Below are 17,227 nucleotides of genomic sequence, written 5' to 3'. Positions count from 1 at the left end.
TTGTTACCCTATTTTTGTTGGGGATGATGTGGGAACTTAGTCGCATAACCTTCTTTAGTTACCTGACGACTACGTCCAAGGGCCAGGGCATCTGTAGCCACATCATCTGTAATAACCGACCCTGCTGCTGTTAAGGCATAATCTCCTACTGACAGGGGAGCAATGAGAGTTGAATGACTACCAATAAAGGCTCCCTTGCCGACATGGGTTGCATATTTTCCTTGACCGTCATAGTTGACGGTGATAGTACCAGCACCAATATTGACATCAGAGCCAACGTCTGCATTGCCAATATAAGTCAGATGACCTGCCTTGCTATTTTCTCCAATTGATGAGGATTTAACTTCCACAAAATTACCGATATGCACCTTATTGGCCAAAACTGAGTCTGGTCGAATATGAGCGTAAGGGCCAATCGTCACATCAGCTCCAACTTGAGACTGTTCAATCATTGAGCTTGTGATGACAGACCCTTGACCAATAACAGAATCAACCACCACAGTTCCGTTGGTCAAAATGGCCTCACTGGCAATCTTGGTCTGCCCTTTAAGGACAACATTAGCCTCAAGTGTCACATCCGCAGCAATCTCCACATCAATATCAATATAGGTCGCTTCTGGATTGATAAAGGTCACCCCATTTAGCATGTGGGTTTGATTAATGCGTTGACGCATGACTTTTTCAGCAGTTGCTAAGGCTAGACGGTCATTGACACCCAAACTTTCATTGAAATCACGTAGCTTATAGGCACCAACCTTTTCTCCTGCCTCTTTGAAAATACCAATAACATCTGTCAAATAGTACTCACCTTGGGCATTATCGGTATTGATGTTTTTCAAGGCTTCAAACAGGCGTTTGTTATCAAAAACATAAGTACCTGTGTTGATTTCCTTGATTTGTTGCTCAAAATCAGAGGCGTCTTTTTGCTCAACAATCTTAACCACTTCGTCAATCTGATTACGGACAATACGGCCATAACCAAACGGATTATCTGCTTGGGCTGTGAGAATAGTGGCAACATTTTTATGACTAACATGAAAATCAATCAAGGCTGTTAGGCTCTCTCCTGTGATTAAGGGGGTGTCACCAGCAATGACTAAGGTCTGGCCCTCCAAGGCTGCCAACTGTTCCTCAGCCATTAAAACCGCATGACCTGTTCCCAACTGCTCGGTTTGAAGAACAAACTCGGTTTGCTCTCCTAAAACTTGTTGTACCAACTCTGCTTGATGACCAACAACCGTCACCATTTTTTCAGGGTTGATGGCTGATACACTACGAAACACATGCTCTAGCATACTGATTCCTGCCACTTGATGTAATACTTTTGGTAAATCTGACTTCATGCGTGTGCCTTTGCCAGCTGCCAAAATGATTGCATAATTACTCATACTAACTAGTCTTCCATTCTTTCAAGATACTTCTTACATTATATCATATTTTCAGTTATCTTCTCATTTTTCCATGAGATTGCTCCTCGTCAATAACAAAACTTCCCAACTGGCGTTAGGAAGCCTCATCATAATATACCTAATCATTAAACCTTGCTTCATGTTTTTGGTTAAATAACGTTTGAAGATTGATTAAAGGTTTGGGTTGAACTGCCAAAACTGGAGAAATGATTTCTGATGAGAGTTGACTAGCTTTATCTCGATATTTTATATCTTTTGATTGAAATGAATTGCCTTCTTCACTATGATCATAATAAGTAAATTGACCTTTCTCATTAAACCAATAACTATCATCAGAAATACTGTTACCTTTTTGATCATAATTAAAACTATACATTAGATAATACTCATCATCATTTTCTTGATAAGCCAGCAATGCAAGTTCTCGATTTTGTTGTATAACATTATAGATTGTTCCACGACCTTTAAATCTAAAGAAAATATTATCTTGATCGGGTTCTTTAATCTGACCAACATAATCTACTACTAAAGCTAATTCTGGATTAGTGCCTTTTTTCCTTGGTAGTTGTTGAACATAATAACCGGCATAATGCGATAAGTTATAGGCGATATAAAGCTTAGATAGGCCATACAGTAAACTTATAGTAACGATGAGTAGTAAAGTCTTTTTAATCATTAAACCTCGCTTCATGTTGTTTGTTAAATAACGTTTGAAGATTGATTAAAGGTTTGGGTTGAACTGCCAAGACTGGAAAGAAAGATTGATAAATCACTTGCTTCTTTTTCATTCCTAATACGCCTTTCTAATCTCAAGTTCATTATAGCATAGCTACCAAGGAATTTCTAAAAAAATAAAAGCGATTACACCAACTACTCTACAAGTCCTTATCATGATTCTGATTGATTCGTTCATTTTTTTGGGGCAAAGTTCTTTTGTTCGTGATTCTCTTCTGCCTTTTTTGGGCAAAGCTCTTTTGTTCGTCATTCTCTTCTGCCCTTTTTAGGCAAGACACTTTTGTTCGTCATTGTTTTCTACCCTTTTTGGGCAAGACACTTTTGTTCGTCATTCTCTTCTGCTCTTTTTGGGCAAAACTCTTTTGTTCGCCATTCTCTTCTGCCTTTTTTGGGCAAAGCTCTTTTGTTCGTCATTCTCTTCTGCCCTTTTTGGGCAAGACACTTTTGTTCGTCATTCTCTTCTGTCTTTTTTGGGTAAGACACTTTTGTTCGTCATTCTCTTCTGCCCTTTTTGGGCAAGACACTCTTGTTCATCATTCTCTTCTGTCCTTTTTGGGCAAGATATTTTTATTCGTGTGTCTTTTCTACACCAAATAAGTCGAAAAAACCGTTTTAAGTTTTTGTCAAAAATGACTTCTTCCAGCAACCAAAAACAGCCCTTTCCATAAGAGATAAGAGCTGTTTTTTATGATAATCTATTAACCTTTCATTGATAACGCGGCTTGGTCTAGCACCTGCATCACTGCTCGGCTATGATCCAAATAGGTTTGAGCTTTTTGATAATCTTTTGTCGTAATCATCTCATTGAAAGCTATAAATTCATCTGCCATACGGTGATGAGCTGCGTTTTGGTTAATCACCTGTATGTCCTGACCATTTAGGGCTAGCGACACTTGTGGCAGACTATTGGTTGGACCATTGACAACCAAAGACCCTTTGTTCCCTTGAATGGTTGAGGTAATGGCTGCACTAGAATCTTTAGAGCCGATACACACCACCTTAAAGTCTTGATAATCCATCACCAAAAGTCCTGACGTATCCACTTCTTGATCCATGTTGGGCAAATACTGGACGCTATGTGGTGCACCAAATAAACCGACCACCAAGTGAATGTTGTAAATGTTCAAATCTCTAAGAGCCCCACCACCTTGTTTAGGATCAAAAGCTGGGGCAATCTCGCCACGTTTGAAGGCATCATAACGTGATGAATACTGAGAGTAATTACAAGTCACGACCTTAATCTCACCCAACTGATGTAAATTCTCTTTTAAGTAGGTGAAATTTGGCAAATATTGGTTGGTAATAGCTTCCAAGAGCAAAAGTTGACGCTCCTTAGCCAAGACCACCAAGTCTTCTAATTCGTCTGCTGTCATGGTAAAAGGCTTTTCACAAATGACATGCTTGCCAGCCAACAAGGCCTTTTTGGCATACTCATAATGAAGGTGATTAGGCAGGGCAACGTAAATGGTATCAAGTCGCTCATCTGCCAAAAGTTCTTCATAATCACTGGTTGCAAGTGGAAGTTGATAGGTCTGTGCCAATTCCTTTGCCAAAGGCAAACTCCTTGGGGTAGATAAGATACCTACTAGCTCAAGCCCCTCAATCTCCGCCAAGACAGGCAAGACTTCCTTGACAATCATGCCTGTTCCTAAAATTCCTAGTTTCATTTATACTCCTTCTGGTCGATAGACCACCTCAAATTCTTCACAAACGACCAAACTATTTTCAGTAAAGGTCAAGTGACCTTTTTTTAACCATTGACTAAACAAGTCCCAATGCACTTGACGCCAGTAAGCTAGACTACGATCACCTTCTCCTTCTTTGTCGGCATGCTCTGCCGATACCTCCTTAAAAGGAACGACGGTCACCTTGGTTGTCCTAATCATACACACCGGGTCATCTTGACTATTCAAAATAATGCTATGATCGCCGACCTTGACAAGCGGTTCATCATGAAGTAAATACTCATCATAAGCCGATGCTGTTGCTGTTTTTTTACCATCCAAGACCAACTGGGCCAATTGATCTGGCTCAGCTCCAAATTGCCAAGCTTCTATGTGGCTATCACAATCAGGATTGATTGCTTGATAGGTTCTTATCATTTCTTCTATTGTCATAACAAATTCTTTTTCCTACTTCAAACTCCAACCACCATCAATCCCAATAATCTGTCCTTGCATGGATTGTGCCTTGCCACTGGCTAAAAACAAGGTTAAATCTGCTATTTCTTGAGGTTGCGTCCAACGTCCAATCGGCGTTTGCTCGGCAACCCAGTCAGCCATGCCGCCCTCTTCAAAATCACTTTGGGTCATGCCTGTTTGGACAGCCCCAGGAGCAATCCCAAAGACTTGAATTCCCTCCAAGGCATAGTCCAAGGCCAACTGCTTGGTCAAGCCAGCCAAGGCATGCTTACTAGAGGTGTAGGCTGCACCACCCCCACCTGCTAGCTGACTAGCAATCGAACACATATTGATGATGATGCCTTCTTTTCGTTCAATCATATCTGGTAGATAATGGCGAATCAATTTCAGCGTTGCAAAGAAATTTACCGCAAAAACCTGCTCAAAGACTTCTTCTGAACAAGCTAGCAAAGGTTGATAGTCATCCAAAATCCCTGCCGTATTACAGAGAATATCCACGCTTGGCAGTTGCTGAAAAAGAGGAGCTAAGTCCTCTTGTAAATCTAGTTGGATAAATTGGAAATCTCCTGTCAAGTTGGGGGCATAAGTCCTATCCACACCGACTACTCGATAGCCTTGTTCTAGAAAACTAGAGGCTTGAGCAAGGCCGATACCACTTGACACTCCTGTCACCAATACCGTCTTAGTCATCAACTGCTACCCAGTCTGTTGCCAAGACATCACAAGGGGTAGGGCTCCACATTGAAAATCCCTCGCCATCCCCTGAAACATTGATGAGAAAATAAGGTGTTGCTTCCAATTTTTGACCATTAACCTCAATGATATCAAACAGTTGAACATAATTTTCAGCCCCAGCCCAGCCTGTACGAACGTATTTTTTCTTGGCTTTAAGGCCTGGTAAAATTTCTTCAAAGGTCATCTTTTTCTCCTTAACCAATTACACTACCATTAGGTACTTGTTCATCAACAGTTAACAGGGTTAATTTGCCTTCATGTTCGGCAGACAAAATCATCCCCTGACTAATCAAGCCCATCATTTTTCTTGGTTTTAGATTGGCAACAATCTGCAACTTTTTACCTAACAATTCTTGCTCATTAGGATAATATTTAGCAATTCCCGATAGGATTTGACGATCTTCACCATCTCCTGCATCCAATCTAAACTTAAGTAATTTATCTGACCCTTCAACCTTTTCAACAGCCTTTACTTCTGCCACACGGATTTCCACCGCATCAAAGGTGTAAAATTTGATAGCTGACTTGCTGGATGTCAATTCAACTTTTTCTGGATCCCACTCGATTTCTTCTTGTGGTTTGTTAGCTGCCATCTGTTCTTTAATATAAGCAATTTCATCGTCCATGTCCAGACGTGGGAAAATCGGTGTCCCTTTTGCAACAACAGTCAAACCACTTGGCAAATCAGATAAGTTAATAGTTGACAATGATGTCACTTTCTTCATGCCCAACTGTTCCATCACAGCTTGGCTAGTCGCCATCATGAACGGCTCAATCAAGTGGGCAATCACGCGCAAGCTAGCTGCTAAATGACTCATGACACTCGCCAGTTCATCTTCTTTACTAGCTTCCTTAGCCAATACCCAAGGAGCTGTTTCATCAATATACTTATTGGTACGAGCAATCAAGCTCCAAACTTCTTCCAAAGCCTTTGGATAATTCACACCATTCATGTAGGCATGGAAGTTCTTAATTGCTTCTGCTGCACAAGTTTCCAAGTCAGCATCAAAGGCTGTCACTTGACTGACAAAGGTCGTCACCTGACCATCAAAATATTTGTTAATCATTGCCACTGTTCGATTGAGCAGATTACCAAGGTCATTAGCCAATTCATAGTTAATACGACCAACATAATCTTCAGGGGTAAAGGTCCCATCTGAACCTACGGGTAAACTTCTCATGAGATAGTAACGAAGAGAATCCAAGCCATAACGCTCAACCAACATTTCTGGATAAACGACATTGCCTTTAGACTTGGACATTTTACCATCTTGCATGACAAACCAACCATGAGCCACTAATTTTTTTGGCATTGGCAAATCAAGTGCCATAAGGATAATCGGCCAGTAAATCGAGTGGAAACGCAAAATATCCTTACCTAGCATGTGCACATCTGCTGGCCAGAATTGTTCAAATTGGCTTGTGTCGTCTTGTCCATAACCCAAGGCCGTAATATAGTTGACCAAGGCGTCAATCCAAACATAAACAACATGCTTAGGATTTGATGGTACCGGCACTCCCCAAGTAAAAGTTGTTCGTGAAACTGCCAAGTCTTCCAAGCCTGGTTCAATAAAGTTTTTCAACATTTCATTCATGCGACCTGCTGGCTGCATAAACTCTGGATGCTCTTGATAAAAAGCAACCAAACGATCTGCATACTTGCTTAGACGTAAGAAATAAGACTCTTCAGACACCCATTCAACTTCATGGCCTGACGGTGCAATACCACCTGTCACCTGACCATTGTCATCACGAAAGACTTCTGCAAGTTGGCTTTCTGTGAAAAATTCTTCATCAGACACACTATACCAACCAGAATATTCCCCCAAATAAATATCATCTTGGGCCAACAAACGTTCAAAAATCTTACCCACGACTTCTTCATGATAGGCATCTGTTGTTCGGATAAATTTATCATAAGAAATATCTAATAACTGCCATAATTCCTTGACACCTGCTGCCATCTGATCAACGTAGGCTTGTGGCTCTAAGCCAGCTTCTTTTGCCTTATCTTGAATTTTTTGACCATGCTCATCCAATCCAGTCAGATAAAACACATCGTAGCCCATCAAACGCTTATAACGTGCTAAAACATCACAAGCAATCGTCGTGTAGGCTGACCCTATATGAAGTTTACCACTAGGATAATAAATCGGTGTTGTAATATAAAATGATTCCTTTGCCATTAGCTTTCTCCTTGTTATCATCTCAAATATAATCAGTCTATTATATCATAAAATAAAGGCAAAACCTACCTTGAATACTGAGTAGGACAAGAAAAAACAGACTGATTTAACAGCCTGTTTCATCAACTATTTTGCTTCAATCAACCCAACATCACCATCTTCACGTTGATAAAGCACATTGGTCTTGCCATCTTCTGCATCAACATAGATAAAGAAATCATGACCCAAGAGTTCCATTTGTAACAACGCTTCTTCTAAAGTCATTGGCTTCAAATCTAGGTTTTTAGTTCGTACAACTTTCAATTCTGTAGTGTCTTCTGAAACTTCCTGCACAAATTCAGGTGTAAAGACTTGACTTGTCGCCACTTTTTCACGATGCTTTTTCATGATTTTAGTTTTGTTCTTACGAATTTGACGCTCAATCTTATCGACAACTAAATCAATCGAGCCGTACATGTCTTGTGACATATCCTCAGCACGAAGGGTTAAGTTACCTAATGGAATTGTCACTTCAACCTTGGCTGTTTTTTCACGGTAAACCTTTAAATTGACCTTGGCAGTTAACTCTTGGTCTGCATGAAAATATTTTTCAACCTTTGCTAATTTGTTTTCTACATAAGATTGAATGGCTTCAGTAACCTCAATGTTTTCACCACGAACATTATATTTAATCATAAGCAGTACCTCTTTTCTATGTCAGTCTTTTCTATAGTTTTATTATAACGCTTTCAGAATATTTTGGCAAGAATTTAGCGAGCTAACGAGAAAGTTTTAATGTCTTTAACACCTGCTTGATAAAGCACTTGCTTGGCTAAAACTAAGGTAGCTCCTGTGGTATAAATGTCATCAATCAAGAGTATCTTGTCTGGTAAGACTTTATCTTTTTTGAGATAGAAGGTTTGCTGACTGGCTAAACGTTCCTGTCTAGACTTACTGGACTGCTTGATACTATCATGTTTACCTAAAAGATCCAGATAAGGCAGACCTGCCTCATCTAGAAAACCTGTCACTTGATTAAAACGACGCTTGTTCAGACCTTCTGGACTAAGTGGAATTGGTAGAAAGGCATAACCCTTATATTTTTTGAGAGCTTGTTTGATATCTTGACTAAACACCTTTCGCAATAGATAATCTCCCTCAAACTTATACTGACTAAAATAAGCCTTCATGGCATCATTATAACGATAAAGGGCAACATGATTTACTTGTTCTCCTTGTTCTTGCCAAGCATGGCAATCAGAGCAACGCTCAGCAATATCTGACTTATAACAAGAAGGGCAATGTTTTTCTGAAATGCTTACAAAACTTTTGCTACAAGTAAAGCACAAATTTGTCTTTGACGGTTTTAATAAAAATAAGTCTGTAAAGGAAAATGAAGAACTTAACGCTTCGTCACACAATAAACATCGCATCAAAAACCTCCCACTTGATTCATGGCTTTAATTTCTTTAATAGCCGCTACTATCGCTTTAGTTTTACCATTATGAAAAAAGATGAGTTGACCTGTCGGGCGCTCCTGACTTCGCCCTACTCGCCCTGAAATCTGCACAAGAGAAGAGCGTGTATAGAGTTTATGATTGCACCAAAGGACAAAAACATCCACGCAAGGAAAGGTTACACCACGTTCTAAAATGGTTGTGGAAATTAAAACATCTAAGTCTCCTTGTCGAAACTGCTCAACCAAGTCTTTTCGTTCAGGTGTCTGACTAGATACAAACCCAATTTTTTTATCAGGTAAAAAATCTATCAAAAGACGGTAAAATTCTTGCCCTAGTTGGATATGAGGAAAGAAAATCAACAAGGGATAGCTTGTTAGTTGTTGTCGTTCAATAATCTCAAGTAATTTCTTTGGTAAACGCTTTTGTTTCATGTTTTCTAACAAGTCGTCTAGCCAAGTTAGACTTGGTACAACCAAGGGACTATCATGAAAACGTCTAGCTAACTGAACACGTCTTAATTGACCAGTTTTAACTGCTCTATCTAATCTATCGGTTGATGTTGCTGTCAAGAAAATCTTGTTACCATCAGGCTTTAAGGCTAATGCCACAGCTCGATAAAGAAAATCATTATCAACAAAAGGAAATGCGTCCACTTCATCGATAATAATCACGTCAAAAGCCTGATAAAACTTAAAGAGTTGATGAATGGTTGCGATGACTAAAGGAGACCGTTCATAGGCTTCTGATTCACCATGAAGTAGGCTAATAGGACAAGAAAAATCACGTGTTAAGCGGTGGTAAAGCTCAATGCAGACATCAATTCGTGGGCTGACAACAGCAACAGACTTCCCTTGATTGAGTAAACTAGCCAAGGGGCGATAAATCATCTCGGTCTTGCCTGCCCCCGTCACTGCATGAACTAGAATATTTTCTTTTTTATCAATAGCTTTTTGCAGCTCCTCCGATACCTGAGCTTGATATGGGGTTAATTGACCTTGCCAAACCAAAAAATCTCCCCTAGTAAACGGCTCTTGTGGTAGGTAATAAAGAAGCTGGTCACTAACTAGACGACCAAAAACAAGGCAAGCTCTGCAATAAAAGGTCTTATCTGGCAAACTCCAATTGTCTTTAATCCGACTGTGACAACGTTGACACGACCATTTTCCATTTTGCTTGAACATGGTGGGCAGACTTTTTGCCAAACCAAGAAACTCAACTGGTAACTCATCTTGTGGCACTAGGCGACCGTAGTAATTTGCAACATCTTTCATGTCTATTTATTCGTAAAATATGTTAAAATTTTCCTATGAAGAATTACAAAACAATCAAAGCAGACGGCATCTGTGAAGAAGTCATTAAAAAATCACGTTTCATTTGCCATCTGAAACGTATCAACTCAGAAGAAGAGGGGCGTCAGTTTATCAGCCAAATCAAAAAAGAACACTACAAGGCCAACCACTCCTGCTCTGCCATGATTATTGGGGAAAATAGTGAAATTAAACGTTCTAGTGATGACGGTGAGCCGAGTGGCACCGCTGGTGTGCCTATGCTGACCGTGCTTGAAAAACAAGGGCTAACCAATGTCGTTGCCGTTGTTACCCGTTATTTTGGTGGGATCAAACTGGGAGCTGGGGGCTTGATTAGGGCTTATGCCGGTAGTGTGGCACATGCCATCAAAGAAATTGGTGTGGTTGAAGTCAAAGAATTACAAGGGTTAGCTATTGAGATGACTTATCCCCAGTATCAGACCTTTGCCAACTTTTTAGAGAGTCAAGAACTGCAAGAATTTGACCCTGATTTTTCCGTCAATGTCACCACTCATCTCTACTTAGATAAAGGTAAGATACAAGATGTTCTTGATAGCCTGACGGAATTTTATCACGGTAAAGTGAGTAGTCAGGAGATTGGTCGTCGAGTGGTGGAGGTACCTATTAACACAGAAAAAACATCTTAAGGATATTTTGATTTCTTCTCTCAACTAAATCAAAACAAAAAGTGATGATAAATTGCTATCATCACTCTGTGTTTTTTCTAATCTACATGTTTGTCCTGCACTTTGGAAACAGGCACACCATATTTTGCTTCAAGAATTTTACGCTGCTCTCTGATTGTAGTATCACGCTCTTTCAAATAAGCGTTATATTCTTCCATATCTTTGAACGTCCAGAATTTTGCACCAACTTCTGAGGTACGCTGATCTACTTCTTCACGACTTTGGAAAGCGTATGGGTCAAAACCGTCAAGACAGACTAGCATCCCTTTATACCACTCATAATGTTCTTGTTGCAAATCAACTGGTAGGGTTTCAGCAAAAGCAATATAGACGCTATACTTAGATGGATCAGGAATATAAACCCCTGTCGGACAAAAGCCTTTATCAAATGGCAAGTTTTCTTCTCTTGTCATCATCAATCTCCTTATTATTTTTATCATTTCTATTATACATGCACCCCCCCCCCATTTTGTCAAGGGGGGTAAGGAAAAAAATTAAATTTTTCATCAAAAAAAAAACGAATTAACAGATTGTTAATTCGTTTTTAATCGTTATTTACGACGTTTGCGTAAAGCCATTCCCAATGATCCTAGCACTGAACTCAATCCCATCAAGGTTGTTGCAACTGAACTTGTATCACCTGTATTTGGTAGTACTTGTGTATTATGAGTTTCTTTACTTGTTGGAGTTTTTGAGTTCGATGTTCTTGTCTTCGGAACTTCAACTGATTTAGTTGATTTGCTTGGTTTGCTTGGTTTGCTTGGTTCTGGCGCTGGTTCCGAAGTCGGCTCTGGTGTTGGTTCCGGAGTCGGCTCTGGCGTTGGTTCCGGAGTCGGCTCTGGCGTTGGTTCCGGAGTTGGCTCTGGTGTTGGTTCCGGAGTCGGCTCTGGCGTTGGTTCCGGAGTCGGCTCTGGTGTTGGTTCCGGAGTCGGCTCTGGCGTTGGTTCCGGAGTCGGCTCTGGTGTTGGTTCCGGAGTTGGCTCTGGCGTTGGTTCCGGAGTCGGCTCTGGCGTTGGTTCCGGAGTCGGCTCTGGTGTTTCTTCCGTTACTAGACGGTAGTCATAAACTACTCGAGTTTCACCTTCTGTAAGAAGACCACTTGATTCACCTGAACGTTTTTGAACAAGTTCATAGACCTTGCCGTCTGCTGCTGTAATGCTGCTTGGTACTGAATCGGTAACATCATAGCTTTCTTCTGTTGGTGTTACTTCGTCACGACTTGAGAGAACAACATCTCCTGATTTTGTGACATACGTTTGAGTACGACTGACAACACCTTCTTTGGCTACTACTTCGTCCTTGATTACTGTGTCTGTTCCTTCTAACAAGTACTCAACAACCACTGTTCCTGTAACTTCAGTTGGCTCGCCGTCTGCTGTTTCTTCCGTTACTAGACGGTAGTCATAAACTACTCGAGTTTCACCTTCTGTAAGAAGACCACTTGATTCACCTGAACGTTTTTGAACAAGTTCATAGACCTTGCCGTCTGCTGCTGTAATGCTGCTTGGTACTGAATCGGTAACATCATAGCTTTCTTCTGTTGGTGTTACTTCGTCACGACTTGAGAGAACAACATCTCCTGATTTTGTGACATACGTTTGAGTACGACTGACAACACCTTCTTTGGCTACTACTTCGTCCTTGATTACTGTGTCTGTTCCTTCTAACAAGTACTCAACAACCACTGTTCCTGTAACTTCAGTTGGCTCGCCGTCTGCTGTTTCTTCCGTTACTAGACGGTAGTCATAAACTACTCGAGTTTCACCTTCTGTAAGAAGACCACTTGATTCACCTGAACGTTTTTGAACAAGTTCATAGACCTTACCGTCTGCTGCTGTAATGCTGCTTGGTACTGAATCGGTAACATCATAGCTTTCTTCTGTTGGTGTTACTTCGTCACGACTTGAGAGAACAACATCTCCTGATTTTGTGACATACGTTTGGGTACGGCTGACAACACCTTCTTTGGCTACTACGTCGTCCTTGATTGATGTGTCTGTTCCTTCTAACAAGTACTCAACAACCACTGTTCCTGTAACTTCAGTTGGCTCACCGTCTGCTGTTTCTTCCGTTACTAGACGGTAGTCATAAACTACTCGAGTTTCACCTTCTGTAAGAAGACCACTTGATTCACCTGAACGTTTTTGAACAAGTTCATAGACCTTACCATCTGCTGCTGTAATGCTGCTTGGTACTGAATCGGTAACATCATAGCTTTCTTCTGTTGGTGTTACTTCGTCACGACTTGAGAGAACAACATCTCCTGATTTCGTGACATACGTTTGGGTACGGCTGACAACACCTTCTTTGGCTACTACGTCGTCCTTGATTGATGTGTCTGTTCCTTCTAACAAGTACTCAACAACCACTGTTCCTGTAACTTCAGTCGGCTCACCGTCTGCTGTTTCTTCCGTTACTAGACGGTAGTCATAAACTACTCGAGTTTCACCTTCTGTAAGAAGACCACTTGATTCACCTGAACGTTTTTGAACAAGTTCATAGACCTTACCGTCTGCTGCTGTAATGCTGCTTGGTACTGAATCGGTGACATCATAGTTCTCACCAGTTGTTGTTACTTCATCACGACTTGAGAGAATAACATCTCCTGATTTTGTGACATACGTTTGGGTACGGCTGACAACACCTTCTTTGGCTACTACTTCGTCCTTGATTACTGTGTCTGTTCCTTCTAACAAGTACTCAACAACCACTGTTCCCGTAACTTCAGTTGGCTCGCCGTCTGTTGTTTCTTCCGTTACTAGACGGTAGTCATAAACTACTCGAGTTTCACCTTCTGTAAGAAGACCACTTGATTCACCTGAACGTTTTTGAACGAGTTCATAGACCTTACCATCTGCTGCTGTAATGCTGTTTGGTACTGAATCAGTGACATCATAGTTCTCACCAGTTGTTGTTATTTCGTCACGACTTGAGAGAACAACATCTCCTGATTTTGTGACATACGTTTGGGTACGGCTGACAACACCTTCTTTGGCTACTACTTCATCCTTGATTACTGTGTCTGTTCCTTCTAACAAGTACTCAACAACCACTGTTCCCGTAACTTCAGTTGGCTCGCCGTCTGCCGTTTCTTCCGTTACTAGACGGTAGTCATAAACTACTCGAGTTTCACCTTCTGTAAGAAGACCACTTGATTCACCTGAACGTTTTTGAACAAGTTCATAGACCTTACCATCTGCTGCTGTAATGCTGCTTGGTACTGAATCGGTAACATCATAGTTTTCTTCCGTTGGTGTTACTTCGTCACGACTTGAGAGAACAACATCTCCTGATTTTGTGACATACGTTTGGGTACGGCTGACAACACCTTCTTTGGCTACTACTTCGTCCTTGATTACTGTGTCTGTTCCTTCTATCAAGTACTCAACAACCACTGTCCCCGTAACTTCAGTTGGCTCACCTTCTGCCGTTTCTTCAGTCATCAAACGGTAGTCATAAATAACAACCAATTCTCCTTCTGACAACGTGCCTGTTTCTTCACCTGAACGTTTTTGAACTAATTCATAAACTAATCCATTATCCGCAGTAATGGTTTGTTCTGTGAATGGCTTGGTGTCATACGTTTCGTTAGTAGCTGTTGTTTCGTCTCTTTCTGATACTAAGACATTACCAGATTTAGTCACATAATGTTGGGTACGACTAACGACTGCCTCTTTTGCCACAACTTCATCTTTCAGTTGTGTTTCCGTACCTTCGATTAGGTATTGAACAAGAACTCGACCGCTTGTTTCAACTACATCACCTTCTGGACTTTCAACTGGCTCAACTTCTCTATAGTAGTGAATGATGCGAGCTGGCGTATCATCTACGACCTTATAAGCACGAACTACTCCATAGATTTCTCGACCGGTATAGGTTGTTGTATCAGCATCTTTACCAGTAAAGGTCACATCTCTCTCTGTAGCTGACCAAGTTTCGTTAAGTGGTTCAGCTGTTGTCGTCTCTGTTGCATCTATACCATCGACACTTGTTGAAGCTGTTGCTGTGAAGCGACCGTCGTAAGTCTGACGTATTTTTTCAGCTTCTACTTTTGCTTCCTGTTTCATGTATGCTTGAACAACCGAATCTATTTTTGAGATTTGTTCTACAACTTGTTTAGCCGTCAATGTTTCAGGTAAAGCCAAAGCATATTGTTTGAATAGGTCAAATTCTGGCAACATTTGATTCAGTTTTGCGATGAACTCTTCATCAGTTGTTGAATCAAATACTGTATCTGTCACGTTATTTTCAGCATAAGTTGTGAACTGGTCGCCTCTTGTAGCCCAAGGAGTTTGTTTGCCAGATTCAGAGCCATCATAAACTCCTGCATTAAAACCTTCTCGTCTAAAACCTTCGTCAGTTTTGACCATGGTCATGCTCGTGAATGGGTAATTCTCTGGTCTAGCAAATCCACCAAACACTCGACCATTGACCATGTATTCCAAAGCAACTCTTCTTGGTAATTCGGTCAACTTCTTATCACGGAAATAGGTAGTTACAAGGTCACTTACTCTATCCTCATAGTCAGCATAATACTGTTCCCCAAAGCTGTTTTCATACACAAACGGCCATGTTGTGTCTCCACCAATATACCATGTCGAACCTCGATAGGTATAAGTTTTGTCAAGTGCTTCACCCTCTACAACCGATTTCTCTGCTAGTAAATCTCGTTCAACGACAATAATATTGTCATTAGGAGTAAATGTGATCGCACTTAGATCTTTTTTCGTACCATTTTGATAAGCAGAAAGAACACTCGCATCATCAGTAGCACTGTCTGTTTCGACAACATTGCCATATTGACCATCAGTGAGTTCTTCAACAATGTAAGTTTTACCGCTGACATTATTATAGTTTACTCCACCGTTAGCTAAGTGCATATTTTCAACACTTGTGCTTACTTTAATCTCGTTAAATGCCGTTTCAGTTACTTTGTTACCTTGAACCTTTTCTGTGCTAACATATTCATAGGTTCTGTCAGATGTTTCAATGGTTTCTTTACGTTGCTCATCTACAGTAGAAGCTGCGACTGTTTCGTTACCACGGTAGGCTTTACCATCCGTTTCAGCATTCATACCTTCTTTATCATAATCAACGTCAATTGTTCCACTTGATGATACTTCAACGTTTGGCTCTAATTCTACCGTTGTGCCTTCTTTGACGTATGAAATTGTAGTTGTTTCTGTATAATCTAAGGTAACTGTTCCTTCTGCGTCCCCTGTGTGATCTAAAACTGCTGGAGCAGTCTCTCCTGATTCAACAACAGCCGAATACGTCACTGTATCATTATCTACAGTATCTGTAATTGTCGTATCAGCTGATACAGACGGAGCTGCCACAGCTGCTGCTCCCAAAACGAAAGCTAACGTTCCCAGTTTAGCCGATTCTGTTCGACCATTTTTATATTTTCTCAACGAAAAAATTTCTTTAGTTTGCATAAGTACCTCCTAGTATGCGTTGATACGCAGTTAGATGTTTTTCTGTTAAATAATGTTCAGCTATCGTTGACGAGTGATGATAGTCTTTGAATTCTAACTCACTCAAGTTTTCAAATACCTCAATGTTTGAATCCATTTTGGCATAGTAGTTATGTGCTAAATCGACCTTTGATAAGAACAACACCAATCCATGAGCTGACGCTTCAATAGCTGAATTTGCAAAGCATTCACTCTCAGAGTTGGAGATGTAGGCTTGATGTTTTTCGTAAGGTACTTGATCTAAAATTCCAGCATAGACAACATTGTCATACTGTTTATAAATCGTTTCATTACCATATACTGTCAAGGTTTTATCTGGTAGCTGTTGCCCAAAATAATCAATTAGTTCTGTTACCCGTTTGACATCTGACACGCCAACCGTACAAAAGTTGTCAAGGTTTTGATAAGTTTTTCTCTCAACCTTATCAACTGTGATGGGTGGTAAAAACGTGGTTTTAATATCCACCTTTTCCAGTCGTTCTTGTAGAACTTCTGATGACGAGATGATCTTTGACCATCGGCAAATACTAGCCCTCATTTTTGGAGATAAAACGTTATGGTGTAGCACTGTGAAAAATTTCTTATTGGTATTGACAACAAATCTTTTTATTTTTAGAGGTTGTCCAATGACTTCATCACTAATAATGACGTCACTACTGTTACAATTATCAACTAGATAATCCACCATAGACTCTAACAAGGTGTCATTTGTCCCTTGCTCAATCATACCGTTTTTATCATATAGAGTATATGAGCTTAAGTTATAAGAATATAGTTCTTGACTGGTGTAATAGTGAAATACTCCGTCATCATCAACCGCCCACAACACATACCCATCTACCTCGCAACACTCCTTTATCGGAAAAGGAATGTCTTCTTTTTTTACTGATAAAAAATCTCTTGATATGGATGATTTATCGAGCACACTATGGTATTTGTTGACACCTTTAAAGTGTAAAAACCAGGGTTTATTGGGCTTATAAGGCAATTGTGACAAAATCAATTTATGTGAAATTTTCAACTGGTTACACATCTTTTGTCTAGTTTGAAAAGTACTGACAAAACCAGTAACCGTATTAGGAAAACGATAAAATATAGTGTAAACCGTCATA

14 protein-coding genes are annotated in these 17,227 nt (G+C 40.4%); 1 reads left to right on the top strand and 13 read right to left on the bottom strand.

Going from position 1 to position 17,227, the window contains the following annotated elements:
- Window positions 1-8 precede the first annotated feature (8 nt).
- The 10 genes from glmU to FRX52_RS04540 form a co-directional block, all read right to left on the bottom strand.
- A complete protein-coding gene (gene glmU, locus FRX52_RS04585; RefSeq protein ID WP_146538662.1) occupies window positions 9-1,388 on the bottom strand; it encodes a bifunctional UDP-N-acetylglucosamine diphosphorylase/glucosamine-1-phosphate N-acetyltransferase GlmU in 1,380 nt (459 codons plus the stop codon).
- A 139-nt stretch (window positions 1,389-1,527) separates the two neighbouring features.
- Window positions 1,528-2,085 (bottom strand): hypothetical protein, encoded by a 558-nt coding sequence (locus FRX52_RS04580; RefSeq protein WP_146538661.1) that lies wholly within the window; start codon window positions 2,083-2,085, stop codon window positions 1,528-1,530.
- Between the two features lie 757 nt (window positions 2,086-2,842).
- Window positions 2,843-3,811 (bottom strand): Gfo/Idh/MocA family protein, encoded by a 969-nt coding sequence (locus FRX52_RS04575; protein WP_146538660.1) that lies wholly within the window; start codon window positions 3,809-3,811, stop codon window positions 2,843-2,845.
- A complete protein-coding gene (locus FRX52_RS04570) occupies window positions 3,812-4,261 on the bottom strand; it encodes an ASCH domain-containing protein (RefSeq protein WP_146538659.1) in 450 nt (149 codons plus the stop codon).
- A gap of 15 nt (window positions 4,262-4,276) precedes the next feature.
- Entirely contained in the window at window positions 4,277-4,975 is a 699-nt protein-coding gene (locus FRX52_RS04565) for a 3-oxoacyl-ACP reductase (RefSeq protein ID WP_146538658.1), read from the bottom strand.
- On the bottom strand, window positions 4,968-5,204 hold the full coding sequence (locus FRX52_RS04560) for a DUF2829 domain-containing protein (RefSeq protein ID WP_146538657.1): 237 nt from the start codon (window positions 5,202-5,204) through the stop codon (window positions 4,968-4,970). Before FRX52_RS04560 ends, FRX52_RS04565 begins: the two co-directional genes overlap by 8 nt.
- Window positions 5,205-5,214: 10 nt before the next feature.
- Window positions 5,215-7,206, bottom strand: coding sequence for a methionine--tRNA ligase (gene metG, locus FRX52_RS04555; protein ID WP_146538656.1), 1,992 nt, complete (start codon window positions 7,204-7,206; stop codon window positions 5,215-5,217).
- A 126-nt stretch (window positions 7,207-7,332) separates the two neighbouring features.
- Entirely contained in the window at window positions 7,333-7,881 is a 549-nt protein-coding gene (gene hpf, locus FRX52_RS04550) for a ribosome hibernation-promoting factor, HPF/YfiA family (RefSeq protein WP_146461813.1), read from the bottom strand.
- 74 nt (window positions 7,882-7,955) lie between these two features.
- A complete protein-coding gene (locus tag FRX52_RS04545) occupies window positions 7,956-8,618 on the bottom strand; it encodes a ComF family protein (protein WP_146538655.1) in 663 nt (220 codons plus the stop codon).
- On the bottom strand, window positions 8,618-9,916 hold the full coding sequence (locus FRX52_RS04540) for a DEAD/DEAH box helicase (RefSeq protein WP_146538654.1): 1,299 nt from the start codon (window positions 9,914-9,916) through the stop codon (window positions 8,618-8,620). The genes FRX52_RS04545 and FRX52_RS04540 overlap by 1 nt, the downstream gene beginning before the upstream one ends.
- A gap of 35 nt (window positions 9,917-9,951) precedes the next feature.
- Between FRX52_RS04540 and FRX52_RS04535 the strand changes: the two genes are divergently transcribed.
- Window positions 9,952-10,599 carry a YigZ family protein gene (locus FRX52_RS04535; protein WP_146538653.1) on the top strand — a complete coding sequence of 216 codons (648 nt, stop codon included), beginning with the start codon at window positions 9,952-9,954 and terminating at the stop codon, window positions 10,597-10,599.
- Window positions 10,600-10,676: 77 nt separating this feature from the next.
- Here the strand turns inward: FRX52_RS04535 and FRX52_RS04530 are convergent, their stop codons facing one another.
- From FRX52_RS04530 to FRX52_RS04520, 3 genes are all read right to left on the bottom strand, one after another.
- Complete coding sequence (locus tag FRX52_RS04530; protein ID WP_146538652.1) at window positions 10,677-11,051, bottom strand: hypothetical protein; 375 nt, start codon at window positions 11,049-11,051, stop codon at window positions 10,677-10,679.
- A gap of 138 nt (window positions 11,052-11,189) precedes the next feature.
- Window positions 11,190-16,076: an LPXTG cell wall anchor domain-containing protein gene (locus FRX52_RS04525; RefSeq protein WP_146538651.1), complete on the bottom strand. Its 4,887-nt coding sequence runs from the start codon at window positions 16,074-16,076 to the stop codon at window positions 11,190-11,192.
- Window positions 16,066-17,226, bottom strand: a complete 1,161-nt coding sequence (locus tag FRX52_RS04520; RefSeq protein ID WP_146538650.1) for a glycosyltransferase family 4 protein — start codon at window positions 17,224-17,226, stop codon at window positions 16,066-16,068. Before FRX52_RS04520 ends, FRX52_RS04525 begins: the two co-directional genes overlap by 11 nt.
- Window position 17,227 lies beyond the last annotated feature (1 nt).

The organism is Streptococcus sp. sy018, assembly GCF_007859185.1.
Lineage (GTDB): Bacteria > Bacillota > Bacilli > Lactobacillales > Streptococcaceae > Streptococcus.
Note: the sequence above shows the minus strand (reverse complement) of the source record. Positions and strands in the feature narration are given on the sequence as shown.